Source organism: Bradyrhizobium sp. WYCCWR 12699 (assembly GCF_032144035.1).
Classification (GTDB): Bacteria; Pseudomonadota; Alphaproteobacteria; order Rhizobiales; family Xanthobacteraceae; genus Bradyrhizobium.
In genome coordinates this window covers 896,203-922,038 of record NZ_JAVTJN010000036.1, presented here as the reverse complement: position 1 = coordinate 922,038, position 25,836 = coordinate 896,203, and the positions used below count along the sequence as shown (strand labels likewise).

The window sequence follows — 25,836 nt, the reverse complement described above, 5'->3', positions numbered from 1 at the left end:
ATCGCCAGCGTGCGGCCGGGCCGATTGCCGCGCACGCCAGCCTCAGGCCTCTCGGCTCGTTGTCGCCGCGCCTGAATTAACCAAGGTTCTCCATCCAGTGTCTTTTCCGGCCCTGACCCCGCCGCTCGCCCGCGCTTTGGCCGAGCGGAACTATGATTCTCCGACCCCCGTTCAGCTCGCCGTGCTGGCGGAGGAAGCCGCCAATCGCGACCTCCTGGTTTCGGCCCAGACCGGCTCCGGCAAGACCCTCGCTTATGGCCTCGCCATGGCCAGCGATCTGCTCGGCGATGCCGAGCAGTTTGCCGCCGCGGCCGCACCGCTGGCCCTGATCGTGGCGCCGACCCGCGAGCTTGCCATGCAGGTTCAGCGCGAACTCGCCTGGCTCTATGGGCATACGGGCGGGCGCGTCGTTTCCTGCGTCGGCGGCATGGATCCACGCCGCGAGCAGCGCGAGCTTGCGGCCGGCGCCCATATCGTCGTCGGCACGCCCGGCCGGCTCTGCGACCATTTGCGCCGCGGCCGTCTCGATATCTCCGAATTGAAGGCGGTCGTCCTCGACGAGGCTGACGAGATGCTCAATCTCGGCTTTCGCGAGGACATGGAATTCATCCTGGAGACCACGCCGGAGACGCGTCGCACCTTGCTGTTCTCGGCGACGTTCCCGCGCGGCATCGTCGCGCTGGCCAAGCAATATCAGCAGCAGGCATTCCGGATCGAGGTCGCCGGCGATGAAGGCGGTCACGCCGACATCGAGTACCGCGCCATCCGGATCGCGCCCGCCGATGCCGAGCATGCCGTCGTCAACGTGCTGCGCTTCTTCGAGGCGCCGAGCGCGCTGGTGTTCTGCAGCACGCGCGATCACGTCAGGCATTTGCAGGCAGCGCTGCTGGAGCGCGGCTTTTCCGTCGTCGCTCTCTCGGGCGAATTGACGCAGAACGAGCGAACCCTGGCGCTGCAGTCCCTGCGCGATGGCCGCGCCCGCGTTTGCGTTGCGACCGACGTCGCCGCCCGCGGCATCGATCTGCCGAGCCTCGACCTCGTCATCCACGCCGACCTCCCCAACGATGCCGAGGTGATGCAGCATCGCTCGGGCCGCACCGGTCGCGCGGGCCGCAAGGGAACGAGCGTCCTGCTGGTGCCGCCGGCGCGACGGCGGCGCGCCGAGCTGCTGCTCAATCTCGCAGGGGTGGACGCGGCCTGGGGCACGGCGCCGCAGGCGGACGAGATCCGCAAGCTCGACCACGAGCGCATGAAGGACGTTCTGTTCACCGAGGAGACGACCCCCGACGACCAGGCTCTGGCGCAGGCCTTGCTGGCCGAGCGGTCGGCCGAGGACATCGCCGCCGCACTGGCGCGGCTTTATCGCGCGCGGCTGCCGTCGCCCGAGGACATCATCGATCCCGGCGAGCGCAGCGGCCGGCCGCGCGACGATCGCGGCCGCGACAGGTTTGACGGCGGCGACGATCGCGCCGCCAAGCCGCGATCGAAGTCCGGAAAGACGTCCTCGAAACACGCCATGGCGGAGGGCAGCGTCTGGTTCCGCGCCGCGATCGGACGGCGCAAGAATGCCGAAGCGCGCTGGCTGCTTCCGATGATCTGCCGCCGCGGCGGCATCGACAAGCGCGACATCGGCGCCATCAAGATCATGGACACCACCACCGAGTTCGAGATCTCCGCGCGGGCCGCCGAATCCTTTGCCGCCAAGATCAAGCGTCCGGACAAGGAAGACAGCATCCGCATCGAGCCGATGACGGAGGCGCCACAGCGACAAGAGGCTGCGGAAGAGCGATCCCACGCGCCTCGGCGCGAGGGCCGCGACAGCGATCATCGTGAACGTCGCGACGATCGTCCGCGCGACAAGGGTGAATTCAAGCCACGCAGCAAGCCTCACGGCGAGCGCGGGCCGAAATTCGACGATGCTCCGTCTTTCGCTCAGAAAAAGAAGCACAAGAACAAGCCGGGTCGCGCAGAGCCGTCGGTCACACCGTGGCCCGCGCAGGGCGCGCCTGGAAAGAAGGCGAAGAAGAAAAAGCACCGCGGCTGAGCCACCGCTCAGAACGAACGGCAATGATGCCGCCGGATTGCACCGGCGGCATCATCTGAAAGGTCAGGTGTGAGTTCAGCGGCCGCCGCCACCGCCGCCACCACCACCTCCGCCACCACCACCTCCGCCGCCGCCGGCATCACGCATGGACGAGCTGTAGCGGGGATCGGTCTGCTTCATGTAGGTCGGCGAGGTATCGTTGGCGAGACGAGCGACGGGGCGGCGTGCGCGGCCCGGGGTCGTCGACTCCGTGACGATGCCACAGCTTTCGAAGAAGCCGAACTGGCAGCCGTCGGTTCGGTGGGGCGCCGCATTGGCGCTGGTCGTTGCGAACGCGCTCGTCGCAACGCATGCAATCAAAGCAACTTTCGACAGGGTGAGCTTCATGGATGTTCTCCAGCCTCGGTTTGGCGAGACCGGAACGGCTCGCACACACCTTCGACGGAGCCTGATCTGATCCGGTTCGAGGGCACCGGTTCACGCCCGCGTGAGCTGGCCGGCCGGGCAGGGACCCTACGCCGTGGCAAGGTCGCGCAGCATATACGTCGCGTCTTCGCCATAGGATGCGAGCTTTGCGCGCAGTGCGGCGTCCACGGCGACGGGCCGAAAGCCGAGACGCTGCCACATCGGCTGCGTTGCGTAGACCGAGACCAATGCGAGCGTTGCGATGCGTGATGCGCGCGCGAGTTGCTCGATATCGGCGATATAGGCGCGCAGAACGCCGCCGCGAAACTCGGGCATCACGGCGACGTCGTGGACATAGAGACAGTCCGCGTCTTCGGGCAGGCGTTCGAGCAAGCCGTCGAGCGGCGGGATCTGATGCAGCTTCCAGGGATGCGCGAGGCCGTAGCCGGCGATTTCGTCGTCGGCAATGAGCACGCGGCAGCCATCGGGATAGAGCCGCGTCTTCTCGTCGAACACTTCTGGCCTTTCAGGAAGACCAGGATGAACCCGCGCCGCGATGGCGCTGATCGCGGGCAGGTCGGATGCGTGGGCGGGGCGCCAATGCGGCTTGCTCATGTCTTTCCGTCGTTCCGTCTCGGTTGGTTCAGTTTATTCCGCTGCCTTGATGCGCGCAGCGAAAAATATCCCGGCCGCCATCGCAGGAATATCAGGCCACGCGCGGCGTCCTACCCATGCAAGCCAATTGCATGACAGGAGAACACATGACGTCTTCGATCCGCCTCGCGCTCGCGCTCGCAATGTCGCTCGCGATCGTTCCCACAGCCTTCGCCGCGCCGCCGACCAAGACCGGCAAGACCGACAAGGGCAACGTGCTCACCGATGCCAAGGGCATGACGCTCTACACCTTCGACAAGGACATGGACGGCAAGTCCGCCTGCAACGGTCCATGCGCGACGAACTGGCCGGTGCTGAAGGCCGAGGCGAGCGACGCTGCCGGCGACGGCTACACCGTCATCACCCGCGACGACGGCTCGAAGCAGTGGGCCTACAAGGGCAAGCCGCTCTACACCTTCGCCAAGGACCAGAAGCCTGGCGATGTCACCGGCGACGGTTTTCTGAACGGCGCCTGGCATCTGGCGATGCCGTAACGGCCTTTACGCAGACACAGTGCATCGGCGACAGCCGGTGCGCTGCCGTGTCGTCATCGCGGATATTCCAGCTGCATCGCGACGAAGTCCGCCGTGCGCGGCCCGTAGCGTGCATCGATGGCGCGCAACGTCTGGTCCAATGCTTGCGCCGGCGGCAGGTCGGCGGTAGCCGGCGGCGTCAGCTGTGCCGGCCAATCGGCCGCGACCTCGTCGGGCAGGATGCGCAGACCGCCGCGGCTCGTCTGCGGCTTCGCCGTGCCTGCGAAGGTGAGGGCCCGCGAGCGATAGGTGCGCGACCACGCATCGGCCACGAGCGCGAGCGAGACTTCGTCGATGCCTGATGTCAGTGCGATTCCGAGCTGCTCGCGATTCCAGAATGCCAGCGTGTTGGCGATCGCCGTCAGCGCGAAGGGGCGGGTGAACTGGAACGCCTGGCTGCGGTGGCGCGCATCCCAATGCGCAAGACCGATCTCGCGGGCGACCGCCTCCGCCTTGGCGCGGCCGGCGATGGCCTCGACCAGGGTCAGCGCCATCGGCATGGATGCGGTGATGCCGGTCGTCGTCGCAACGCCGCGGTCGACCACCAGCCTGCGATCCGCGACATAGCGGATCGCGGAATGCTTCTGCAGATCGCGCACGGAATACCAGTGCGTAGTGGCCTGCCGGCCGTCGAGCAGCCCGCTGTTGGCGACGACCTTGGCACCGACGCAGACGCCAATGATGATCGCGCCCTTGCCGGCCTGGCTCCTGATCCATTGCAAGACGACGGCATCGTCCTCGCGGCTCATCGCGGGCACGATGACGTAATCGGCGCCGTCGGGATGCGCAGCGTCGAACTCGGCGATGGTCGCATGCGGCTGCACTTTCAGCGCGGGATAGAGCGTGACGGGTCCGGGCCGGGTCGCCAATGTCTGCACCTCGGCGACGTCGGCGCGCGCCAGAATGCCGTAGGGCATCAGATAGTCGGTGGTCTCGCTCATGTCGTTGATGCCGACGACGGCGATCAGCGGGCGTTTACGCTTTGGCGGCTGCAACGCCGCAAGCGTTGCCACGGTCTCGTCCTGGGAGATCGCGGACGCGGTTCCCTGAGCCGGCGCCCCAGGCAGCATCAACAGCCAGATCCCGCCGAACGCTGCAAGCAGCGCCACGCAGCCGACGCCGCTCAACGCCAGAATGCGCCATGTCATGCTCTCGTCACCCTTGTTGCTTCACGCGAGGCGGAAGCTAGTCGCTCCGAGCGACATCAGGAATGACGCAGATCCGGCAAAAACGGCCATCCGCACGCGGGACGAAAGGCTATCGCAGTCCCTCGTACACCATCAGCCCACGTGCGATCTGCAATTTCCGGATCGCGCGCGGCAGCAGCTTCTCCGGCTGGTGCAGATAGCGCCAGGAGGTGAGGGTGAAGGCGGACAGCGCGCCGCATTCGTCGTCGAACGGCGCGAGCACACCCGTCACGCTCACCGGCGTGTGCGGGCGGGCGTTGAAGGGCAGCAGCAACAGCTCGATATAGGCTTTGCTGCCGTCCTCGCGCACGGCCGTGACGCCGGCGATCGCGCCTAGCGCCTCGTCGGCGACGATGGTCGTGATCTCCTCGATCTCGCTGCGGCTTTCCTCGTCGAACAGGGCCGCGAAGCTCTGGTCCTTGAGGTCACGCCCCGCCAGTGCGCAGACGCGTGTGCCGGCGACGCGGAACGGGAAGCCGAGCTTCGGCTCGCAGGAGAGTACGAAAATGTCGCCGAGCAGGCCGCGGACCGCGGCCGGATCGATGTCGGCCCGGTCGGGGGCCCGTGCGGCGCCACGCTTTTCGTCCCAATACGCGAAGAACGCGCGGCTCGACGGATGTTTCATGTCTGAACGCTTACCCCGGGCCGCAACCTCCAGGGGACAAACCTGTCCCGCTTCAGTGCAGCCACGATCCCTTGTTTGTTGTGCAGGAGGGGATTTGCAGCGTCCATGCCGCGGCGGCGTTTTCGGCTCCGTTAAGCCGGTCTTTGCGTCGTTAACGTTAAGTTAACTATGCGCTTTGCCCCTCGCGCCGCGCTGCTATGGTGATCGCAGTTATCTCCGCCGCTTTCTCCAGGTTCTCGGCGGGGTCTGTACACAGGGCGTCAAACAGTTTGGCCACGGGCCGGGGAGGGGTGGGGATTCACCTTCATTCCCTGGGGCACCGGAAGGCCGACACGGATAGGCAGGGCTTCCCAGGGCCCTGCCTTTTCCTTTTGTGCACTTGCGCAAGGCTGGCAAAGGCGACTATCTGCAAGGGGATCGCTCCGATCGCGCCTGAAAGCGAAGCTGCCTTGGATTCCCCGCCGCACGATTCGTCGCAAGATCCTCAGCCCGGCCTGCCGGCGGTCCAGGTGGTTCATGAGGAGGCTTCGCGCGAGCCGATCCTGACGCTGCCGTTCGCGCTGACGGCCTATATCCTGCTGCTGGCGGTGATCCATCTGCGGGTGCTGCTGCCGCCGGAACTCGAGAATTGGACCATCGACGTCTTCGGCTTCATCCCGAAGCGCTACGATTCCTCCCTGCTCAATCTGCAGATCCCCGGCGGCACCGGGGCCAAGGTCTGGAGCTTCGTCACCTATTCGCTGCTGCATGCCAACCTGACCCATCTCGGCTTCAACGTGCTGTGGCTGTTGCCGTTCGGCAGCGCGCTGGCGCGGCGCTTCGGCGCCGTCAGGTTCTTCCTGTTTCTGGCGGTGACGGCGGCGGCCGGCGCCCTCGCCCATCTCGTCACCCATGAGCATGCGGTGGCGCCGATGATCGGGGCCTCGGCCTCGGTGTCCGGCGCGATGGCCGCCGCCATCCGCTTCGCGTTCGTCCGCGGCAGCTTCCTGTCGTTCAACCGTTCGGACGCGGATACCGCGGCAAGGGTTCCGGCGCTGCCGCTGTCGCGCGCGCTGCGCGACGGACGGGTGGTCGGTTTCCTCGCGGTGTGGTTCGGTGTCAACATCATCTTCGGCGTCGGCGCGATCGGCATCGATTCCGAAACCACGAGCGTCGCCTGGCAGGCGCATATCGGCGGCTTCTTCGCCGGCCTGTTGCTGTTCACCCTGTTCGATCCCGTGCCGCGCGCGCGAAACGATGCTGCGGATGCGTCATCACAGGACGTTTCAGACCGTATTTGAAGCGGCGCTTGCGGCGCGGCCCGAATTCATCCATCATTTGCGCGAAGAATGTTCCGAAGCGACAAGCCCATAGAGGCAACGCTTCGACAAGCGCGCGAGCATGCAACCCGCGCCGAAACTGTTAGTTGAAGACTCGAAGAACAAGTCCTGACCGCCAAGGCGGACGGCTCGGATTCAGGGAGGCGACAATGACGGTACGTTCCATTCTCAACACCAAGGGCCACCAGATCATGAGCGTCGAGCCCGACGCCAAGCTGGCGACCGCGGTCAAGCTGCTCGGCGAGAAGAAGATCGGTGCGGTGCTGGTGATGAACCAGAGCCGGCTCGAAGGCATCCTGTCGGAGCGCGACATCGTGCGCGTGCTCGGCGAGCGCGGCGCCGCCGTCCTGGAAGAGCCGGTGGCTCAGGTCATGACCCGCAAGGTCGTCACCTGCAAGGAGACCGATACGGTCGCCGAGCTCATGGAGATGATGACATCGGGCAAGTTCCGCCATCTGCCCGTGATCGACAACGGCAAGGTGGTTGGCCTGATCTCGATCGGCGACATCGTCAAGCGCCGGGTCCAGGAATACGAGTCCGAGCAGGAAGCCCTGCGCGACTACATCAAGACCGCCTGATCAGGCGCCATCGTCCGCTTTCGGCGCGTGCCCCGCGGGCGCCGGCGCCAGCACATCGATCGCCTCCTGGATGGAGTCCAGCGCGCGCTCGGCGGCGCGCGCACCGTGGGCGATCAGGTCCTCGGAGCGATGGAAGTCGAACCAGCCGAACTGGCCGATCCGTGGCGAGATCAGCAGATCCGGGGGATCGCCGGCGAGGCGGGCGCGGGTGATGCGGTCCTGCATGATGTTGAAGGCATCGACCATCACCGAGGAGATGCCGGGCCGGCCGTTGCCGCCGAAGAACTCGCGCTTCATGGTCCTCTCGGGCGAGAATAGCCGCGGGAAGCGCCGCTTGGCCGCCGGTTCTTCCGCCTCCGGCGCCACCGGGGTGGGCGGTGCGCCATGCGAATGGATCGTCGTGGAATGGGTGAAGATGTCGCTGGAAAGATTTGCGGCGATGACGATTTCGGCGCCGAGCGCGCGGGCGGCCGAGACCGGCACGGGATTGACCAGCGCGCCGTCGACCAGCCAGCGGTCGCCGATCAGCATGGGCTGGAAGATCCCGGGCAGCGCGTAGGACGCGCGCATCGCATCGACCAGGCGGCCACGCGTCAGCCAGATCTCATGGCCGGTGCGGACTTCGGTCGCGACGCTCGCGAATTTCACCGGTAAATCCTCGATCAAGGTCTGCCCAACCGCGTCCTCAAGGCGGCCCGCGAGCTTCTCGCCGCCGAGCAGGCCGGATCCGTTGAGGCGGATGTCGAGATAGCCGAGGATGTTGCGCATGCCTTGCAGGCTGCGCCCCCAATCTTCGAACGTCTCGAGCCGCCCGGCCGCATGCAGGCCGCCGACCACGGCGCCGATGGAGGTGCCGACCACGACGTCGGGCACGATGCCGTTGGCAAGCAGGGTCCTGAGGATTCCGATATGGGCAAAGCCGCGCGCCGCGCCGCCGCCGAGGGCAAGGCCGATGACGGGACGGCGGGTGGGGCCAAGGCCAATCTTCTCGCCGTTCGAGCCGTTTGCGCCGCGCCCCTTCAAGATGTCCAGCACCGAAACTCTCCTACGCCGGGGCCAAGGCCTGCGGCTCAAGGCTGCGGCCAAGCCCGTATCATTAGACTAGGCACCGCACTCGCACTCCGCCATCCCGGGCGCGAAGCATGGTTTATGCCGCTTTGGAGAGGGCACCGGGCAGGAGTATGGCGAGGGGCGATTGCCTCAGGACTAATCACGCAGGCGTCAACCGGGTTCCACAGAACGAACCGGCACCGTATTTCCTGGGGTTTCAGAGGCTTGAATTTGCCGCGTTTTCGGTGAAAAGCAGGAGCATGACACGCGGGGGTGACGGCATCATCGGATGGCGGCGCAGCGGCAGGCTGCTGCCGGCGCTGATCCTTGCCGCGTGCCTCGTTACCTCAGGCCGAAACGCTGCACAGGCGCAGCTTTTCTCCGATCGCCCGCCGCCGGTGCCGCCGGCTTCGGTGCCGGACCCCGGCGGCGCCGTCAACCTGGCGCCGCCCTCCGGGCTTGGCGCCGGTCCCCCGAGCCTGCCATCGACCCTGATGCAGCCGAACACGCCCAGCATGCCGCCGCCCGCGGTCACCACCGTGCCGCCGGCCGCGCCGCTCAATGCGGCCGTGCCCGGACAGGGCGTGCTGTCGCTGACCGCGAAATACGGCAAGGACACGCCGGCGATCACCAGCGGCCTGGTCTGGCGTGTCTTCGCCGACCGTCCGGATGAGAACGGCACCTTCAAGCTGATCCGCGAGGACCGCAACGCCTCGCCCAACATCGTGCTGCCGCCCGGCAACTACGTCGTGCACGTCGCCTTTGGCCTCGTCAGCGCGGTGCGCACCGTCAGCCTGAAGGCCGAGACCGACCGCGAATCCTTCGTGCTGCCGGCCGGCGGCCTCCGCATCGAGGGCCGGGTCGGCACCAGCCGCATTCCGCAGAACCAGATCTCGTTCGCGATCTACAAGGGCAGCCAGTTCGAATCCGGCGAGCGCGCCTCGCTGGTGCCGAACGTCGCCGCCGGCGACGTCGTGCTGATCCCGGAAGGCACCTACTACATCATCTCCAACTATGGCGACGCCAACTCGGTGGTGCGTTCGGACATTCGCGTCCAGGCCGGCAAGCTCACCGACGTCACCATCACCCACCGCGCCGCCGTGATCACGCTCAAGCTGGTCAGCGACAAGGGCGGCGAGGCGCTCGCCAACACCGCCTGGTCGGTGCTGACCCCCGGCGGTGACGTCATCAAGGAATCGATCGGCGCCTTTCCGCGCGTCGTGCTCTCCGAAGGCGAATACCGCGCCATCGCCAAGAACGAGGGCAAGGTCTACGAGCGCGGCTTCAACGTCGTGAACGGCGTCGACGGCGAAGTCGAAGTCGTCGCGCGGTAGTTTTCGTGTCCCGGACGCGGTGCGGCGTGACATGCCGCTCCGCAGAGCCGGGGCCCAGACGGCGCGGTGCCGATCCGGTCGACGGGCTCTCGGCTCTTCATCATCGAACAGCGTCCGCAATATCGTACCGCACTTCTCATCCAGCGCACGCAAATCCGGCCGGACGCCCATCCAGCCAGGGCGCTGCTCGACCGCCAATTTCGCTCCACGAAAGTCCGGTGCTCCCCGACCTTTGCCCTTGTGTTACCGATTTGAATACGCGCCAGCGCGACAAGGCGATGCTGCGAGATCGATTAACACCGGCGCCGCCGGCTTATTCCGCGCCTCGCGCGTTCATTACAGCCGGTGAAAGATACGTATTTCCGATCATCAATTTTATTCTCTTTCCACTCCGCTGGGTTATATGTCGGACATCCGTCAAATGGGGGAGGCCGGAGCAGGCTTGTGGGTCTGCGAGACCGGCGGGGAGCAGGGGACCAAGCTCGTCGACATGTTCGAAGTGATCCTCACCAGGCGCAAGCGGTTTGGCTGGCGATGGCAGGTATGCGACCAGTCCGGCAAGATCTTTGCCGACGGCTTCGAGCGCACCCGGCCGTCGGCCAAATATCATGGCGAGCGCGCGTTGTTCTTCCTGTTGTCGCAGGCTTACTTGCGCAACCGCTCGGCCGCGTCCAGCGAGGATTAGCGGCGGAGCGCAGCTCCATCCGCGCCACAAGCTCACTCAGATCTCGACGACCAGCTTGCCCTTGGCGGCGTGGTCTCGGATCAGCGCATAGGCCTCGCCGACGCTCTCCATCTTAAATCGCCTGGGGTTGAGCAGCGGCACGAGCTTGCCGGCCTCGACGAGGCGCGTGGCCTCCGTCATGATCTCCCCGTGATGGGCGCGGCCTTCGCCCGACAGCAGCGGCAGCAGCGTGAACACGCCGGAATAGGTGGCGGCGCGGAACGACAGTGGCGCAAGCGCATGCGTCCCCCAGCCGAGTGCGCTCACCACATGGCCGAAGCGGCGCACCGCTTCAAAGGAGGCGTCGAGCACCTTGCCGCCGACGGTGTCGTAGACGATGTCGAAGCCGCGGCCGCCGGTATGCTGCGCAAGGTAGGCTTCGACCGGACTGTCGCGATCGATGAACACGGCGCCGAAGCCTTCGATCGTGGCGCGCTGCGACGCCGAGCCGGTTGCGAACACGTCCGCTCCGAATGCGCGCGCGATCTGGATCGCGACATGGCCGACGCCGCCTGCGCCGCCGTGGATCAAGACCTTCTGACCGGCCTTCAACGCCGCGCGGTCGATCAGGCCTTCCCAGGCCGTGATGACGATCAAGGGCAGGGCGGCAGCTTCCCGCATGCTGAGATTGGCGGGCTTCAATGCCAGGAGGCCGGCATCGACAGCGGCGAATTCGGCCAGCGATCCCGGCACGCCGCCAACGCCACCGGTCATGCCGTAGACCTCGTCGCCGACCTTGAACCGGGTCACCTCACGCCCCGTGCGTTCGACCACGCCGGCGAGATCGATCCCGGGGATCGCCGGCAGCGGATGGCGCGCATGCGCGGCCGCGCCGGCATGGATCTTGGTGTCGAGCGGATTGACCCCGCTCGCGCGCACCCGCACCAGCACCTCGCGCGGCCCGATCTCGGGCCTTGAAATCGTCGCGAGGCGCAAGGGGGTGTTGTTAGCCTCCAGGACGCCAGCGCGCATCGTCAATTGTGTCGACATGACCGTCTTGCTCCGTTGTCGGCCTCCAATATGCTCATGAAGTTTTGCATGGGAACGAACAAGGCTGTACGGTCCTCATACAGTTCTGTATGGCGGGGGACTTGATGGACTGGAGCGATCTGCGCATCTTCCTGGCGATTGCCCGCGAAGGCACCCTCGGCGCCGCTGCGCGCAAGATCGGCCAGACCCAACCGACGATGGGCCGGCGGCTTCGCGCGCTCGAGACAGCGCTGGGACAGACATTGTTCCAGCGCACGGCGGATGGTTTCGTGCTGACCGACGAGGGCACCGCCGTGCTCCGCCACGCCGAACGGATCGAGGACGAGGCGCTCGCGCTGGAGCGACATGTGTCGGGTGCGGAGACGCAGCTCGACGGCCTGTTGCGCCTGTCGTCGTCGGACTGGTTCGGGACGGTGATGCTGTCGCCGGTGATCGCCGCGTTCGGCAAGCGCCACCCAAAGGTTACGGTGGAGCTTCTGACCGATGCGCGGCTCTACAGCCTGCCGCGGCGCGAGGCCGATCTGGTCTTCCGCATCAAGCCGTTCAGCGAGCCCGAGGTGATCTCCAGAAAGCTGCTGCACATTCCTTACGCGCTCTATGGCAAAAAGGGCAGCAAGCCGCCGCGTGCCGGCGACGGCAGCGCTGTCCGCGTCGTCACCATGAATGCCGAGTTCGCCGACATGCCGGACGCGGTCTGGCTGAAGCGCACGCTGCCGAATGCGCAGATCGCCTCGCGCAGCAACAATAGGCAGGCGCAGGCCGAGCTATGTGCGAGCGGCGGTGGACTGGCGGTGCTGCCGCGTCTGCTCGGCGATCGCGACCGCCGCCTCGTCGCGCTCGACATCGGCACGGCGCCGCCCGGCCGCGACACCTATGTCGGTTATCACCGCGATCTCAGGCGTCTTGCCCGCCTGCGCGCGCTGCTTGACCTCGTGATCGAGAGGTTGGCTGCCAGGGCTCCGTAGTCAGGCACCCTGCGGCCACAATCTCTTGCGTTGCCCGACGGGCGAAACACCCGAGCTATGGGTCAACGCTTGTCGCCGAAAAATATTCCACTTTACCGAAATTCGGAAAGCGCGTATGTGTCGCGGCAACCCGGCCCAAGGAAGAGGGGCGTATCGCGATCGTCACGAACGCGGGCCGGGCGGCGGTGGACGCTGATTGCATCGGCGCGAAAGAGTCTTGCAGGGCGGGTAACCGTGAGCAAGGCACCTCGCGCATACGACCGGTGTGATCGGCGTACGGCAAAATCGTGTGGTCCTGGCGCCCGCAGTCTGTGCGTCAAGTCTTGTGGTGATGCGGCGGCCCGACCGGGCACGTGCATCAGCGATCCGCAAGGCGACGGGGGCAATAGTGCATCGCTCCCCGAGGAGAGCGCGACATAAGCCGTAAAACCACTGCGCAGGGAAGGCCGGATGCTCGGCTCCACCTGTATGCCGCTGTGCAAATTCTTGTTGCCACCTTTCGCACAGTGGACCGTGGGTGCCCGGCCGGCACCCGGTCTTCCCTGCGCCCTCGTTCAATGGGCGTGATGCGACCAGGCGAAGCTCGGGCGAATGAGCCGCGAGGATGCGAAGGTGTGTCTGTCGTTGAGAAGTGCTACGCGCAGCGCGTCCGGCTCGCCTTCGCGCGACCGTCATAGTCTCTAATCCGCACTAACCAACACCCGACTTAAAACTGTCATAATCGCTGAACGGAACCCGCGCTCGCGCGCTCTTTACACGTCGTTAAGTGCGCCTGCATTGGATGCGCCCGGAAAGTGCGCTGGGGACTGCCATGAATGCTGCGAAGAAGATGCCGGGAAAACCGGCCGCCGAAATGTTCGACGACATCCCGGTGCTGCAGCGCAAATGGCGTGCCGCGTTGAAGCCGGGTGACCGGCTGCCGCGCTACGAGGACGTCATGCTCGGCAGTCTCGGACGGCTTGCCGATCACATCGCGCTCCTGAGGAACGATGGCGCGCTCGAGCTGTCGCGCAGCGGACGTTACGTGCAGAAATGGCTCGGTGAGGAGAGCTGGGACATTCCGGTTTCGGATCTGTCGCCCGATTGCGCCACGGCGCTGACGGAAGCCGCCACCATTGCGCTGACGACGGGACAGCCGCATCACGCCAGCGCGTATTGCGTGCGCGACGGCATGGTCAGGACTTACGACTTGCTGGCGCTGCCGACGGCCTCGCGCTGGGGCGCCACGCTGGTCGGCGCCTATATCAACGAGCGCGGCACGCAGTACAATCTGCTGGACGCGATCTTCGCCTCGACTGACGACGCGGTGATCTCGCTCACGACCTTGCGCGATGCCGGCGGCAAGCCGTTCGATCTTCAGGTCGTGCATCACAACAACAGCGCAGGCGCATTGCTGAAGGTTGCGAGCGGAAGCCTGTTGTGGCGGCGGATCGGCGAGGAGACCACGCTGCTGGCTCTGCCCGAGGTCATGGACTTTCTGCTCAAGGCCGTCGCGGGCGGCCGCGGCGAGCAGCTCGAGATCGAGAGCGAGGGGCGGCATCTCCGTCTCAGTGCCACGGCCTTCGCCGACGTGGTCTCGCTGACGATCTCCGATGTCACCGCGTTGAAACGGCGGGACGCCTCGTTCCGCCTGCTGTTCGACAACAACCCGATGCCGATGTGGGTGTTCGACGCGCAGACCAAGCAATTCCTTGGCGTCAACGACGCCGCTGTCCAGCATTACGGCTACAGCCGCGCCACCTTCCTGCGCATGAAGTTGCACGAGATCTGGCCGGAGGACGAGTGGGAAAGCCACGCCGAGGCGCTGGAGCGCGTCGGCGACGCCTATCATTCCTCGCGCAACTGGCGGCACCTGCGCGCCGACGGCAGCGAGATCGAAGTGCTCACCTTCGGCCGCCGCGTCGCCTTCGATGATCGCGACGGCTATCTGGTCGCGGTGGTCGACATCACCGAGCGGCGCAAGGCCGAGGCGCGCATCGCGCACATGGCGCACCATGACGGGCTCACCGACCTGCCGAACCGCGAATATTTTCAGGAGCGGCTGAAGCAGGCCCTGGACCAGGCCGGGGACAAGCGCGTCGGCGTGCTCTACATCGACCTGGACCTGTTCAAGAACATCAACGATTCCTTCGGTCATCCCGTCGGCGATCGCCTGCTCAAGGACGTCGCCGGGCGCCTGACCAAGGCGGTCCGCGGCGCCAATCTCGCCGCCCGCCTCGGCGGCGACGAGTTCGCGGTGATCCTCAGTGCCGACGTCTCGCCGAACGAGGCCAGCGCCTGCGCGAGCCTGCTGATCGACATGCTGAAGGCGCCCTATGATCTCGACGGCCAGGAGATGGTGATCGGCGCCAGCATCGGCATCGCGCTGTCGCCCGGCGACGGCACGACGCCGGGGGAGCTGATGCGCAATGCCGACATGGCGCTGTACCGGGCAAAGTCCGATGGCGGCGGCGTGCACCATTTCTTCGAACGCGAGATGGATCTGCAGGCGCAGAAGCGCCGCGACCTGGAGCTCGATCTGCGCCGCGCCTTCGCCAATGGTGAGTTCGAGCTGCACTACCAGCCGCTGGTGACGATCGCATCCGACCGCATCTCAGGCTTCGAATCGCTGCTGCGCTGGCGTCATCCCGACAAGGGCATGATCTCGCCGGCGGAGTTCATTCCCGTCGCCGAGGACATCGGCCTCATCACCCAGTTGGGGGAGTGGGTGCTGCGCGAGGCCTGCGCCGAGGCGGTGAAATGGCCTGCCGATGTCAAGGTCGCGGTCAATCTGTCGCCGGCGCAATTCCGCAGCCGCAATTTGGTGCAGGTGGTGATCTCGGCTCTCGCGCAGTCCGGCCTGTCGCCGCGACGGCTCGAGCTCGAAATCACCGAGTCGATCTTCCTGGCCGAGACCGACGCCAATCTCGCAATCCTGCACCAATTGCGCGAGCTCGGCGTCGGCATTTCCATGGATGATTTCGGCACGGGCTATTCCAGCCTCAGCTATTTGCGCAGCTTCCCGTTCGACAAGATCAAGATCGACCGTTCGTTCGTGAAGGACCTGGCGCAGCGGCCCGATTGCAGCGCGATCGTGCGCGCGATCTCCGGCCTCGGCCGCAGCCTCAACATCACGACCACGGCCGAGGGCGTCGAGACCGAGGATCAACTCGACTGGCTTCGCGCCGAAGGCTGCAACGAGGTGCAGGGTTTTCTGTTCAGCGCGGCGCGGCCCGCGGCCGAGATCGCCAAGCTGCTCGCCAATTTCGGTCAGCGCGCCTCACGGGCGGCGTAGCCCCTCGGGGTAGCAGTCGTACACCAGCGCCTTGAAGGCGGGCGTGATGCGGCTGCGCTCGTTCTGGGTCTGCTGCATCATGAGGTAGACCATGTCGAGCTTGGGATCGACGCCGAAATAGGTGCCGCTCCCTGAGTCCCATTTCAATTCGCCGAGCGAGCCCGGCGGCGGCGGTTTCGCGTTGCCGGGATCGGTCCGTACCGCAAGGCCATAGCCATAGCCGAAGCCGTCGCCCGGAAAATAGAAGTAGTCGCGTCCGACGCCGGAGCCGGGGCCGATATGATCGGTCGTCATCGCCTTGAAGGCGGCCGGGCTCAGATAGCGCTTGCCCTCGAACTCGCCGCCGTTGAGCAGCATCTGCGAGAAGCGCTGATAGTCGGTGATGGTCGAGAGCAGGCCGCCGCCGCCGGACTGCCATTCGGGATGGTCGAGACGCTCGCGCTCAGCGGCGAGCAGGATGAAATCGTTCGGCAGCGGCCGCGCCATCCGCGCCAGCTCGTCCTCCGTCGCCAGAGCGAATTTGGTGCTGGTCATGCCGAGCGGATCGAAGATGCGTGCCTTCAGGAATTCGTAAAGCGTCTGGCCCGAGATGATCTCGATGACAGCGCCGAGCACGTCGGTGGAATGGCCGTAGCGCCACAGGGTTCCCGGCTGCCGCGCCAGCGGCAGCTTGGCGATGCGGTCGGCGAACTCCCTGTTGTTGAATTGGCCTTCGAAAATGTTGGCGGCCTTGTAGGCCTGCTCGACCCATTTGCCACCGATGTAATCGTAGCTGATGCCCGAGGTGTGCCGCAGCAGGTCCTCGATGTTGACGGGGCGGACCGGCGGCACGAGGTCGAGCTCCAGCTTGCCGTCGGGCAGGGTGACCTCGAGGCCGACCTTGGTGCCCGCGAACAGCGGGACGTATTTCGACACGGGATCGGTGAGCGCGAGCTTGCCCTCGTCGATCAGCATCATCGCGCCGAGGCAGGTGATCGGCTTGGTCATCGAGTGGATGGCGAAGACCGTATCGGGCGTCATGGCAAGGCCCGTCCGGGTGTCGCGCTCGCCGAATGTCTTGAGATAGACCGGTTTGCCGTGCTGCTGCACCAGGATCACGGCGCCCGGCAGCCGGCCGCTCGTCACCTCGTCGTTGAAATACGCCGTGATGCGGTCGAGCCCGTCCGGCGACGGGGCGGGGATGTCGGCAGCGCGGCTTTGCGCCATCGTGCCGGCGAGCATCGCGGCCCCGACCAGAAATTCACGCCGTCTCATCCGACCTTCCTCCCTCGGCGCGATCAAAGCCGCAAGACGCGAGAGGCGTCAACACGACATCGCTTAAAAACGCGTCACGATTTCCGAAAGGAACGGTCGCGGACGGTCTTCGCTCGGCTTGGTCGGCTTGCCCACGTGAATGAAGCCGGCGAGCTTCTCGTCCGGCTTGAGGCCGAGGCCGTCGAGCACGTCGCGATCGAACGAGAACCAGCCGGTCAGCCAGCAGGCGCCGTAGCCGAGCGCGGTCGCGGCCGTGACGATGTTCATGGCGCTGGCGCCCGCCGACAATTCCTGCTCGAACGCCGGCACTTTCGGATGCGGCTTGGTGAAGCTGACGATGCCGATCACCAGCGGCGCATCCATGAGGCGCTTGCGCTCGATCTCGACGTCGGCCGCCGGCGCGCCGGGATTCTTCCGGGCAAAGACGTTTGCGATCACCTCGCCGGCACGCTGGCGGGCATCTCCCTCGAAGATGATGAAGCGCCAGGGGGCGAGCTTGCCATGATCAGGCACGCGCGCGCCAATGGTGAGGATGGTCTCGAGCTCGGCCGCAGAGGGGCCGGGCCCGGTCATCTCGCGCGGCTTGACCGAGCGGCGGGTCTTCAGGAGTTCGATGGCGTCGGGCACGGGGCGTCCTTATGGCTTGCTACTTCCGCCCGGAGATAGGCATGGCAGACGACGAATGGAAGAGATTTTAGAGGGATTATGAGTCTACTGGCCCGGCCAGAAAGTTGTGGTCCCAATTTGGGACTATGCTAAGATGAATAGAATGAGGATCATAGCGCTCAGCACGATCAAGGCATTTCTCGATCGGGCGAGCGAGCCTTCCGACGCTCACGAACCTCTGATGGCTTGGTTTCGGCAGGTCAAGCGGGCCGATTGGGCGAAGCCCGCGGACGTCAAGCGAGATATCAGAACCGCTAGCATCCTCAGGGATGGCCGCGTCGTCTTCAACGTCGCCGGCAACAAATATCGTGTCGTGGTCTGGATCAATTACCCATACCGCGTAGTCCATGTCCGCTTTGTCGGAACGCATCGGCAATACGACGCAATCGATGCGCAAACCATTTAGAAGGTCGATGATGGAAATCGCGCCAATCAAGTCTAACCGGGATTATCGTCGCGCCCTCAAAGAGATCGAGACGTTGATGAGTGCGCGCCGAAACTCGCCTGAAGGCGATCGGCTTGATGTGCTTGTGACGCTCGTGGAGGCGTGGGAGCGTAAGCATTACCGGCTCGATCTGCCGGATCCGGTAGAAGCCATTAAGTATCATATGGAGCAGAGCGGCCTGCAGCCAAGGGACTTGATTCCCTTTATCGGCAGCCGCAATCGGGTTCACGAGGTGCTCAACCGGCGGCGCGAATTGACGCTCAGCATGATCCGACGCCTGCATGAGGGGCTCGGCATTCCGGCCGAGTCCCTCATTAAAGTTGGGCAAGACAGGGCCGCTTGAAAGACGTCAGGCGGTCCCGCGCGCTCGCTTCACATCCGGCGGCGTTGCCTCTTCGACCAGCGCGGCAATCGCCTCCTCGGTCGTCATCACCTTCTGGCCGTCGCTGCCGAGCCGGCGGACCGAGACCGAATGCGTCTCGGCCTCCTTTTTGCCGACCACGAGCAGCGCCGGGATCTTGGCCAGCGAGTGCTCGCGGACCTTGTAGTTGATCTTTTCGTTGCGCAGGTCGATCTCGACCCGAAGCCCGGCGCGCCGGGCCTGCTCCATCACCACCTTGGCGTACTCGTCGCCTTCCGAGGTGATGGTGGTGACCACCGCCTGCACCGGCGACAGCCAGAGCGGGAAGTTGCCGGCATAGTGCTCGATCAGGATGCCGATATAGCGCTCCATCGAGCCGCAGATCGCGCGGTGCACCATCACGGGCGGTTTCTTGCCGCCGTCATGGTCGATGTAGAACGCACCGAACCGCTCCGGCAGGTTGAAGTCGACTTGCGTGGTGCCGCACTGCCAGTCGCGGCCGATGGCGTCGCGCAGCACGTATTCGAATTTCGGTCCGTAGAAGGCGCCTTCGCCCGGGTTGATCTCGGTCCTGATGTGGTTGTTCTGCGTCTGGATCTCGCGCAGCACCGTCGCCATCACGCGCTCGGCGTGATCCCACATCTCGTCCGTGCCGACGCGCTTTTCCGGCCGGGTCGACAGCTTCACGGTGAGATCGCCGGTGAAGCCGAAATCGGCATAGGTCGACAGGATCAGGTCGTTGATCTTCAAGCATTCCTCGGCAAGCTGGTCCTCGGTGCAGAAGATGTGCGCGTCGTCCTGGGTGAAGCCGCGCACGCGCATCAAGCCGTGCATGGCGCCGGAGGGCTCGTAGCGATGCACCACGCCGAACTCGGCAAGGCGCAAGGGCAGGTCGCGGTAGCTCTTCAGGCCGTGCTTGAAGATCTGCACGTGACCGGGGCAGTTCATCGGCTTCAGCGCAAACCAGCGCTTGTCCTCCGCCTCGTCGCCGGCCGACTGCGCCGCGAACATGTTCTCGCGATACCAGCCCCAATGGCCCGAGGTCTCCCACAGCACCTTGTCGAGGATCTGCGGCGCGTTGACCTCGCTGTAATCGCCGGTCAGGCGGCGGCGCATATAGGCAATGAGCTGCTGGAAGATGGTCCAGCCCTTCGGGTGCCAGAACACGACACCCGGACCTTCCTCCTGGAAGTGGAAGAGGTCCAGCTCGCGCCCGAGCTTGCGATGGTCGCGTTTCTCGGCTTCCTCGATCTGCTTGAGATAAGCGTCGAGGTCCTCCTGCTTGGCGAAGGCGGTGCCGTAGATGCGGGTCAGCATCGGGTTGTTGCTGTCGCCCCGCCAATAGGCGCCGGCAACCTTCATCAGCTTGAACGCGTTACCGACCTTGCCGGTCGAGGTCATGTGCGGGCCGCGGCACAAATCGAACCAGTCGCCCTGGTAGTAGATCTTGATCGGCTCGGTGCCGGGAATGGCATCGACCAGCTCGACCTTGAAGGCCTCGCCCTTGTCGCGGAACACCTGTTTGGTCTTCTCGCGGTCCCAGACTTCCTTGGTGAAAGGCTTGTCGCGCGCGATGATCTCGCGCATCTTTTTCTCGATCGCGGCAAAGTCTTCCGGCGTGAACGGCTCGTTGCGGAAGAAGTCGTAGTAGAAGCCGTTCTCGATCACCGGACCGATGGTGACCTGCGTGCCCGGCCACAGCGTCTGCACGGCTTCGGCGAGCACGTGGGCGCAATCGTGGCGGATCAATTCGAGCGCTTCCGCCTCGTCCCGGGTGACCAGCTTGATCTTCGCATCCGCTTCGATGGGATCGTTGAGGTCGGTGAGCACCCCGTCGAGCGCCATCGCAACCGTGCGCTTGGCCAGCGACGGCGAGATGCCCTTGGCGATATCGAGGCCCGTGATGCTCTTGTCGTATTCGCGCTTGGCGCCGTCGGGGAAGGTGAGGGTGATTTTGGCGGCTGGGGTCACGGGCTTGAGATTGGAGAGGCTGTACTGGAAGCCGGACTCGGATTTGGGGGGCTGTTCGGTCATTGCTTTTCTCCTGAGGCTCACTCCTGCGAACGAGCGCAGGTAAGCGGGAACGAGCGATATATCAGGCGATTCGGCCTGCGCAATCCGGCAATTCCAAGAAATCGGCGCGCAAAAGCCGGGGCCTGGCACCAACTATTTCGAGCAACGGGCCTTTAACGGGCGGCGGGCCTGCTCTACATGCACTTGCATGGAAAAATCCCCTGCCGCCGGCCGTTTCGCGCCAACTGCCCTCATGCTTGGCAATCTCGTCACCGGCTGCTCCGTGCTGGCCCCGGCGGGCATGCTGCCGGAGTTGGCGAGGGGGCTCGACATCAGCATTCATGCCGCCGGGCTGTTGATCACCTTCGGCGCGGTGACGCTGTGCATCGGCTCGCCGCTGACGGCCTGGCTGACCAGCCGCATCGAACGGCGCACGCTGCTGACGACGACGCTCGCGGTGCTCGCGCTCGGCAATCTCGCCTCGGCCCTTGCGCCCGGCTACACCAGCCTCCTCGTCATCCGTCTCGTGATGCTCGCCGTCGGTGCGCTCTATACGCCGCAGGCTGCCGGCACCGCGGCGATGATCGTGCCGACTGAGCGGCGCGGCAGCACCATCGCCTATATCTTTCTCGGCTGGTCGCTGGCTGCCGCCGTCGGCTTGCCGCTGATCACCTTCATCGCCAGCCGCTACGGCTGGCAGGCGGCCTATGGCGGGATCGGCGCGCTCGGTTGTCTCAGCGTCCTGCTGTTGCTGCTGCGCTTGCCGGCGGGCTTGAAGGGGGTGCCGGTGGATCTGAAGACCTGGCGCGAGGTCGGCCGCGACAAGACAATTCTGCTGCTGCTCGCGATCACCATGCTGCAGATGTCGGGGCAGTTCGTGGTGTTCACCTTCATGGGTCCGCTGCTGGGCAAGCTCACCGGCGCCGGCCCCGATGCGATCGGCATGGTGTTCGCGCTCTACGGTGTCTGCGGCTTCCTCGGCGTCGTCATCGCCACCCGCATCGTCGACAGCTGGGGGCCTTATCGCACGTCGCTGCTGTTCGCCTGCCTGCTGCTGACCGGCATCGCCGGCTGGGCGATCGGCGCAGGCGCGCTTGCCTTCATGGCGGCCGGGGTCGCGGTCTGGGGTCTCGGTTTTGCCTCGACCAATTCGATGCAGCAGGTGCGGCTGGTTGCGGCCGCGCCGCCCCTGGCATCGGCGACCGTCGCGCTCAACACGTCGGTCCTCTATATCGGCCAGGCCGTCGGCTCCGCCATCGGGGGATTGTTGTTCGCCCGCGAGCTCCTGCATACGCTCGGCTTCGTTGCAGTCGGTTTCGTCGTGCTGGCGCTGATCCTGATCGTCCTGACCCGGCCCCATCGGGTTGCCGCCGCGGCCTGACTGCCGCGTTTCCTGTGCGCAAGGTGCTTGGCAAACCGCGCGCGGGAGCGCTAGAAGGCCGGTCATGGGGACCAAAGAGAGTTGACTGAAATGAGGATGATTCTGGCGGTTGCCGCGGTGCTCTATTCAGCCTCCGCGTTTGCGCAAGCCGACAAGCCACCGATGGTCGGGGACAAGCCCTTGGTGCAGGTCAAGCCCAAGGGTACCAAGGCGGGGACCAAGGAAGCGGCGGCGAAGCCGGCCGCGGCGCCGAAGGGCAAGCCGCAGTCGATCGCGGTGCGGCTCCAGGCCTGCCTGGAGCTCGATGACGGCACCAAGGACCGGCTGAACTGCTACGACGCCATTATCCCGCCGGCGCCGAAGCCGAAACCGGCGAAGGCCAAGGGCTACGCCGATTGCAAATTCTTCAAGGAAGAGGACGAGCGGCTCGCCTGCTACAACGGCTTCGCCGAGAGCATCCCGAAGCTGCCCAAGAGCTGAGGCTGCTAGAGCTGAGGCTGCAAGAGCAGAGGCTGGATCGGCTGAGGCTCAGTCGCTGATCCGGCTGAGCACGGCCCGGAAGGCAACGCCCGGCGCCTGCAGTGCGTTGCCCTCGAATTCCGCGGTGTCGCCGTCCTCCCGGCCGGCGAGCGCCAGCGTGATCCGGTCGACGCCAAACAGCGCCTTGAAGGACGGGTCGTCATTGTAGCGCTGGGTCGAGATCTTGACCTTGATGCTGTCGCCCTCGCCCGTATAGGTGCCGATGAAGGCGAAGGCGGAATTGCCCCCGCGCATCCTGCCATCCATCACATAGACGACGCCGCAGCCCGTTCCGTGCACGGTGTGGAAGTCGACCTTGTACAATCCCTGACGCACTGCCGCCCCCGCAGAATTCCAATCACAAACCGGCCGGCAAAGTATGAGCCTTGCCGGCGGAAGCAATCCGGCGGCTTCCGGGGATTTCGGCCATCAACATCACATTTTGATCAAAGCCTGCGAGAATTGCAGGCAACGCAGCCGAATACCGCCGCGCGCAAAATCGGTTAGCGGCTCGCCGCCGACGGATTGGTGGAGGCCACCCGCGTCACCGCCAGCGCTGGCGTCGCAGCCATCTTCACCAGCACGTCCTTGAGCGGATCCCGCGTCCAGGCGCGGGTGACATAGTCGCGATGGGTGATGCCGTCGGCGGTCTCGACGAACACCACGCTGCCTGGACGGAGCGGCCCATCCATGTCCTCGGCGACGCTGATGCCTTTCTGGCGGAGCGTGCTCATCAGCTCGCGGTCGCGCCGCGCCGTGCCGCGGGTGTAGGCGCTGACGAAGAAGCCGGAACGATGGCTCTCGATCCAGGATGCGAACTTGTCCATTTCGCCATAGACGGCGTCGAACAGCACGACGCCGCGGACGCGGTCGCTGATGCCGCCGACCTCCAGGCTCCAGGCCGTCGGCAGGAAGCCGCCGCTATAGCCGACGATCACGATCGGCATGTTGGCAAAGGCGCGCGCGCTGTTGGGATCGCCGGTGACGCGGGCGAGGTGGTCGGCCGATTCCGCCATGAAGCGCTTGAAGCCGCCCGGTTGCCAGAACTTGCCGGCGCTGGAATCGGCGGCATCGACGGCCATCTGCGGTGCAAGCAGCACGGCATTGGCGCCGGAATCGGTGATCTGCTTGGGCACAAGCTGGCGATCGCGCACGTCGCGTTCGAGCGTTGCGCCGTTGCCGTGGAAGAACACCACGATCACGCCCGGCTTGCGCACGTCGAAATGCTCGGGCACGTGCACCAGCACGCGGCTGTCATTGTAGGTCTCGTCCTGCCAGAACACGCGACCGGAATAGCTGCGATGACCGCGGCGGTCGCCCTTGGAGATGTTGAGGAACGGCGCGTCGGAGGCGGGGTTGTTGCCGAAATAGGGGAAGGCCGACGACTTCATGCTGACGAGGGTCGTCAAATCGTCGCGTGGCGAACGCTTATAGGGGACCTGCGGCTCGAGCGATGCGACCTTGTAGGGCGCCTGCTCCGGCGGCTGGTGCTGTACGGCGTGCTTGGGCGAGAAGTCCGACATCTGCCGTTGCAGGAGACTTTCGCTCGCCGACGGGAAGCGCTCCCTGAACTGGGGGGCCGGGAAGCGATCCTCGAACGTGTCGCCGCTTGCGACTTGGGTGTTGGTCTTGGCGACCACCTGCACATTGGCCTGCGAGTTCGCCGCGAGCGCCGCCGGGTTCGGCGCCTTGCCGCATTGAACCAGCGTCAGCGACAGCGGCACCAAGGCTGAGATCAGGCAGGCCCGGAGCGCACGACCGCGCCGACCGGACGGTGTCCGATCAGCACGATCATCAGCTCTCGGTTTCGGAACGGCCCCGACCATCCACCCATGACCCCAAAGTCACGTCCATCGGCATTATTGAGACAATTGAGCCGACCGGCGTTTAGGCGACGTTAAGCGTCCGGAGAAACTTCCCCACATCCGGAACGCTCAAAAGGACCACGCAATCGTGTCCTGATTGTGGGGAGAAGGAGCGGGACTTTCCGGTGCTCGGCGGCCTTTTCGTCTGACAGCGGGGATAAGCGGTGCTGAAATACCCGCTGCCGCTGCCTCATTTAACCCTTGTTAACCCTGCTTGAATTGACTGGGCCAAACTGCACGATGCGCCCGCGAGGCAAGACGCCTCGGCTTAAGGACCCCGATGACGGCATCAGATGCGGGAACGGCACCCTGGACTGGCCGGCTGACCGGAGGCGGGACAGGGGTCTCGGTTCTGGTCGCAACCGCCATCGTGGTGGCCGACATGATCGGGGTCGGCGTCTTCACCAGCCTCGGCTTCCAGGTCAAGGATATCCCGTCCGGCTTCTCGATCCTGCTGCTGTGGACCGTCGGCGGCATCGTCGCGCTCTGCGGCGTGTTCGCCTACAGCGAGCTCGGGGCGATGTTTCCGCGCTCGAGCGGCGAGTACAATTTCCTCGGCCGTGCCTATCATCCGGCTTTCGGCTTTCTCGCCGGCTGGGTGTCGGCGACGGTGGGCTTCGCAGCGCCGGTCGCGCTTGCCGCGATGGCGTTCGGCGAATACGCCAAGTCGGTCGTGCCTGACCTGCCGCCGATCCCGCTTGCCATCGCCGTGGTGTGGCTGGTCTCGCTGGTGCAACTGACCGGCGTCAGGCACTCCTCGACCTTCCAGCTGATCTCGACCATCATCAAGGTCGCCCTGATCGTCGCCTTCCTTGTCGCCGGCTTCGTCATCGGCGTGCCGCAGCCGATCGCCTTCACACCGCAGGCTGGCGATCTCGCCCATATCGTCAGCGCGCCCTTCGCGATCGGGCTCGTCTTCGTGATGTATTCGTTCTCGGGCTGGAATGCCGCGACCTACATCATCGGCGAGATGAACATGCCGCAGCGGGACCTGCCGCGTGCGCTGCTCGCGGGCACGCTGATCGTGCTCGTCCTGTACGTCGCGCTGAACGCAGTGTTTCTCTACTCGACGCCGGTTGGCGCACTCGCCGGACAGCTCGATGTCGCCAGCGTCGCCGGCAGTGCCATCTTCGGCGGTCTCGGCGGCAGGATCGTCGGGGCGATGATCTGTTTCGGCCTGATCTCCTCGATCTCCGCGATGATGTGGATCGGCCCGCGCGTGATGATGACGATGGGGGAGGACATTCCGGCCCTGCGCGTGTTCTCGAAGCGATCGACGAGCGGCGCGCCGGCCTATGCCATCCTGTTTCAGCTCGCGGTCGCCAACCTGCTGCTGTTCACGCGCAGCTTCGAGGCGGTGCTCGACTTCATCCAATTCGCACTGCTGTTCTGTTCGTTCTTCACCGTCGCCGGCGTCATCAAGCTGCGCATCACCGATCCCGACTTGCCGAGGCCCTATCGCGCCTGGGGATACCCGTTCACGCCGCTGGTTTTCCTGCTCGTGACCGGGTTCATGATGTACTACCTGTTGACCGAGCGGCCTGTGCAGTCGCTCTCGGGGATGCTCGTCATGCTCTCGGGCCTGTTGATTTATGCTGTTTTCCGCAGGCGGCCGGTCGCTGCTGGCCATTCACATCATCGCGAATAGAT

24 protein-coding genes are annotated in these 25,836 nt (G+C 65.4%); 13 read left to right on the top strand and 11 right to left on the bottom strand.

What is annotated here, in order from left to right; translation table 11 throughout:
* The first annotated feature begins 97 nt into the window (after positions 1 to 97).
* Entirely contained in the window at positions 98 to 2,044 is a 1,947-nt protein-coding gene (locus tag RPS27_RS29355) for a DEAD/DEAH box helicase (protein ID WP_313754909.1), read from the top strand.
* A gap of 75 nt (positions 2,045 to 2,119) precedes the next feature.
* Here the strand turns inward: RPS27_RS29355 and RPS27_RS29350 are convergent, their stop codons facing one another.
* Entirely contained in the window at positions 2,120 to 2,431 is a 312-nt protein-coding gene (locus tag RPS27_RS29350) for a hypothetical protein (protein ID WP_194402987.1), read from the bottom strand.
* 126 nt (positions 2,432 to 2,557) lie between these two features.
* The gene (locus tag RPS27_RS29345; RefSeq protein ID WP_313754801.1) at positions 2,558 to 3,064 is read right to left on the bottom strand and encodes a GNAT family N-acetyltransferase; all 507 of its coding nucleotides are present in this window, start codon (positions 3,062 to 3,064) and stop codon (positions 2,558 to 2,560) included.
* Positions 3,065 to 3,210: 146 nt separating this feature from the next.
* Here RPS27_RS29345 and RPS27_RS29340 point away from each other — a divergent pair, with 146 nt between their 5' ends.
* Positions 3,211 to 3,597: a hypothetical protein gene (locus tag RPS27_RS29340; RefSeq protein WP_313754800.1), complete on the top strand. Its 387-nt coding sequence runs from the start codon at positions 3,211 to 3,213 to the stop codon at positions 3,595 to 3,597.
* A gap of 53 nt (positions 3,598 to 3,650) precedes the next feature.
* Here RPS27_RS29340 and RPS27_RS29335 read toward each other — a convergent pair whose 3' ends face one another.
* Positions 3,651 to 4,784: a DJ-1/PfpI family protein gene (locus RPS27_RS29335; RefSeq protein ID WP_313754799.1), complete on the bottom strand. Its 1,134-nt coding sequence runs from the start codon at positions 4,782 to 4,784 to the stop codon at positions 3,651 to 3,653.
* A gap of 109 nt (positions 4,785 to 4,893) precedes the next feature.
* Positions 4,894 to 5,448 (bottom strand): PAS domain-containing protein, encoded by a 555-nt coding sequence (locus RPS27_RS29330; RefSeq protein WP_313754798.1) that lies wholly within the window; start codon positions 5,446 to 5,448, stop codon positions 4,894 to 4,896.
* A 449-nt stretch (positions 5,449 to 5,897) separates the two neighbouring features.
* On the opposite strand from RPS27_RS29330, the gene RPS27_RS29325 reads away from it, so the two are divergent.
* Positions 5,898 to 6,728 (top strand): rhomboid family intramembrane serine protease, encoded by an 831-nt coding sequence (locus RPS27_RS29325; RefSeq protein ID WP_409517579.1) that lies wholly within the window; start codon positions 5,898 to 5,900, stop codon positions 6,726 to 6,728.
* A 188-nt stretch (positions 6,729 to 6,916) separates the two neighbouring features.
* The gene (locus RPS27_RS29320; protein ID WP_194402982.1) at positions 6,917 to 7,345 is read left to right on the top strand and encodes a CBS domain-containing protein; all 429 of its coding nucleotides are present in this window, start codon (positions 6,917 to 6,919) and stop codon (positions 7,343 to 7,345) included.
* Here RPS27_RS29320 and RPS27_RS29315 read toward each other — a convergent pair whose 3' ends face one another.
* Entirely contained in the window at positions 7,346 to 8,380 is a 1,035-nt protein-coding gene (locus tag RPS27_RS29315; RefSeq protein WP_313754797.1) for a patatin-like phospholipase family protein, read from the bottom strand.
* 275 nt (positions 8,381 to 8,655) lie between these two features.
* Here RPS27_RS29315 and RPS27_RS29310 point away from each other — a divergent pair, with 275 nt between their 5' ends.
* Both RPS27_RS29310 and RPS27_RS29305 read left to right on the top strand, forming a co-directional pair.
* The gene (locus RPS27_RS29310; protein WP_313754796.1) at positions 8,656 to 9,729 is read left to right on the top strand and encodes a hypothetical protein; all 1,074 of its coding nucleotides are present in this window, start codon (positions 8,656 to 8,658) and stop codon (positions 9,727 to 9,729) included.
* A 421-nt stretch (positions 9,730 to 10,150) separates the two neighbouring features.
* Positions 10,151 to 10,414, top strand: coding sequence for a hypothetical protein (locus RPS27_RS29305; RefSeq protein ID WP_249157277.1), 264 nt, complete (start codon positions 10,151 to 10,153; stop codon positions 10,412 to 10,414).
* 36 nt (positions 10,415 to 10,450) lie between these two features.
* Here the strand turns inward: RPS27_RS29305 and RPS27_RS29300 are convergent, their stop codons facing one another.
* Positions 10,451 to 11,443 (bottom strand): zinc-dependent alcohol dehydrogenase family protein, encoded by a 993-nt coding sequence (locus RPS27_RS29300; protein WP_313754795.1) that lies wholly within the window; start codon positions 11,441 to 11,443, stop codon positions 10,451 to 10,453.
* A gap of 104 nt (positions 11,444 to 11,547) precedes the next feature.
* Here RPS27_RS29300 and RPS27_RS29295 point away from each other — a divergent pair, with 104 nt between their 5' ends.
* Positions 11,548 to 12,408 carry a LysR family transcriptional regulator gene (locus tag RPS27_RS29295; protein WP_194402979.1) on the top strand — a complete coding sequence of 287 codons (861 nt, stop codon included), beginning with the start codon at positions 11,548 to 11,550 and terminating at the stop codon, positions 12,406 to 12,408.
* An 811-nt stretch (positions 12,409 to 13,219) separates the two neighbouring features.
* Positions 13,220 to 15,682: an EAL domain-containing protein gene (locus RPS27_RS29290; protein WP_313754794.1), complete on the top strand. Its 2,463-nt coding sequence runs from the start codon at positions 13,220 to 13,222 to the stop codon at positions 15,680 to 15,682.
* Here the strand turns inward: RPS27_RS29290 and RPS27_RS29285 are convergent.
* Both RPS27_RS29285 and RPS27_RS29280 read right to left on the bottom strand, forming a co-directional pair.
* On the bottom strand, positions 15,668 to 16,936 hold the full coding sequence (locus RPS27_RS29285; protein ID WP_313754793.1) for a serine hydrolase domain-containing protein: 1,269 nt from the start codon (positions 16,934 to 16,936) through the stop codon (positions 15,668 to 15,670). The genes RPS27_RS29290 and RPS27_RS29285 overlap by 15 nt on opposite strands.
* Before the next feature lie 63 nt (positions 16,937 to 16,999).
* The gene (locus RPS27_RS29280; protein WP_211419087.1) at positions 17,000 to 17,563 is read right to left on the bottom strand and encodes a nitroreductase; all 564 of its coding nucleotides are present in this window, start codon (positions 17,561 to 17,563) and stop codon (positions 17,000 to 17,002) included.
* A 142-nt stretch (positions 17,564 to 17,705) separates the two neighbouring features.
* Between RPS27_RS29280 and RPS27_RS29275 the strand changes: the two genes are divergently transcribed.
* Positions 17,706 to 18,008 (top strand): type II toxin-antitoxin system HigB family toxin, encoded by a 303-nt coding sequence (locus RPS27_RS29275; protein ID WP_409517578.1) that lies wholly within the window; start codon positions 17,706 to 17,708, stop codon positions 18,006 to 18,008.
* Between the two features lie 10 nt (positions 18,009 to 18,018).
* On the top strand, positions 18,019 to 18,390 hold the full coding sequence (locus tag RPS27_RS29270) for a type II toxin-antitoxin system HigA family antitoxin (protein WP_194408370.1): 372 nt from the start codon (positions 18,019 to 18,021) through the stop codon (positions 18,388 to 18,390).
* Positions 18,391 to 18,396: 6 nt separating this feature from the next.
* Here RPS27_RS29270 and thrS read toward each other — a convergent pair whose 3' ends face one another.
* A complete protein-coding gene (gene thrS / locus RPS27_RS29265; protein WP_313754791.1) occupies positions 18,397 to 20,442 on the bottom strand; it encodes a threonine--tRNA ligase in 2,046 nt (681 codons plus the stop codon).
* Positions 20,443 to 20,629: 187 nt separating this feature from the next.
* Between thrS and RPS27_RS29260 the strand changes: the two genes are divergently transcribed.
* Positions 20,630 to 21,802 carry an MFS transporter gene (locus RPS27_RS29260; protein ID WP_194402973.1) on the top strand — a complete coding sequence of 391 codons (1,173 nt, stop codon included), beginning with the start codon at positions 20,630 to 20,632 and terminating at the stop codon, positions 21,800 to 21,802.
* 90 nt (positions 21,803 to 21,892) lie between these two features.
* Positions 21,893 to 22,282 (top strand): hypothetical protein, encoded by a 390-nt coding sequence (locus RPS27_RS29255; protein ID WP_194402972.1) that lies wholly within the window; start codon positions 21,893 to 21,895, stop codon positions 22,280 to 22,282.
* Positions 22,283 to 22,330: 48 nt separating this feature from the next.
* Here RPS27_RS29255 and RPS27_RS29250 read toward each other — a convergent pair whose 3' ends face one another.
* Complete coding sequence (locus RPS27_RS29250) at positions 22,331 to 22,657, bottom strand: GrlR family regulatory protein (RefSeq protein WP_194402971.1); 327 nt, start codon at positions 22,655 to 22,657, stop codon at positions 22,331 to 22,333.
* A 167-nt stretch (positions 22,658 to 22,824) separates the two neighbouring features.
* Entirely contained in the window at positions 22,825 to 24,147 is a 1,323-nt protein-coding gene (locus RPS27_RS29245) for an alpha/beta hydrolase (protein ID WP_313754790.1), read from the bottom strand.
* Positions 24,148 to 24,466: 319 nt separating this feature from the next.
* Between RPS27_RS29245 and RPS27_RS29240 the strand changes: the two genes are divergently transcribed.
* Positions 24,467 to 25,834 carry an APC family permease gene (locus RPS27_RS29240; protein WP_211419092.1) on the top strand — a complete coding sequence of 456 codons (1,368 nt, stop codon included), beginning with the start codon at positions 24,467 to 24,469 and terminating at the stop codon, positions 25,832 to 25,834.
* The last annotated feature ends 2 nt before the right edge of the window (positions 25,835 to 25,836 follow it).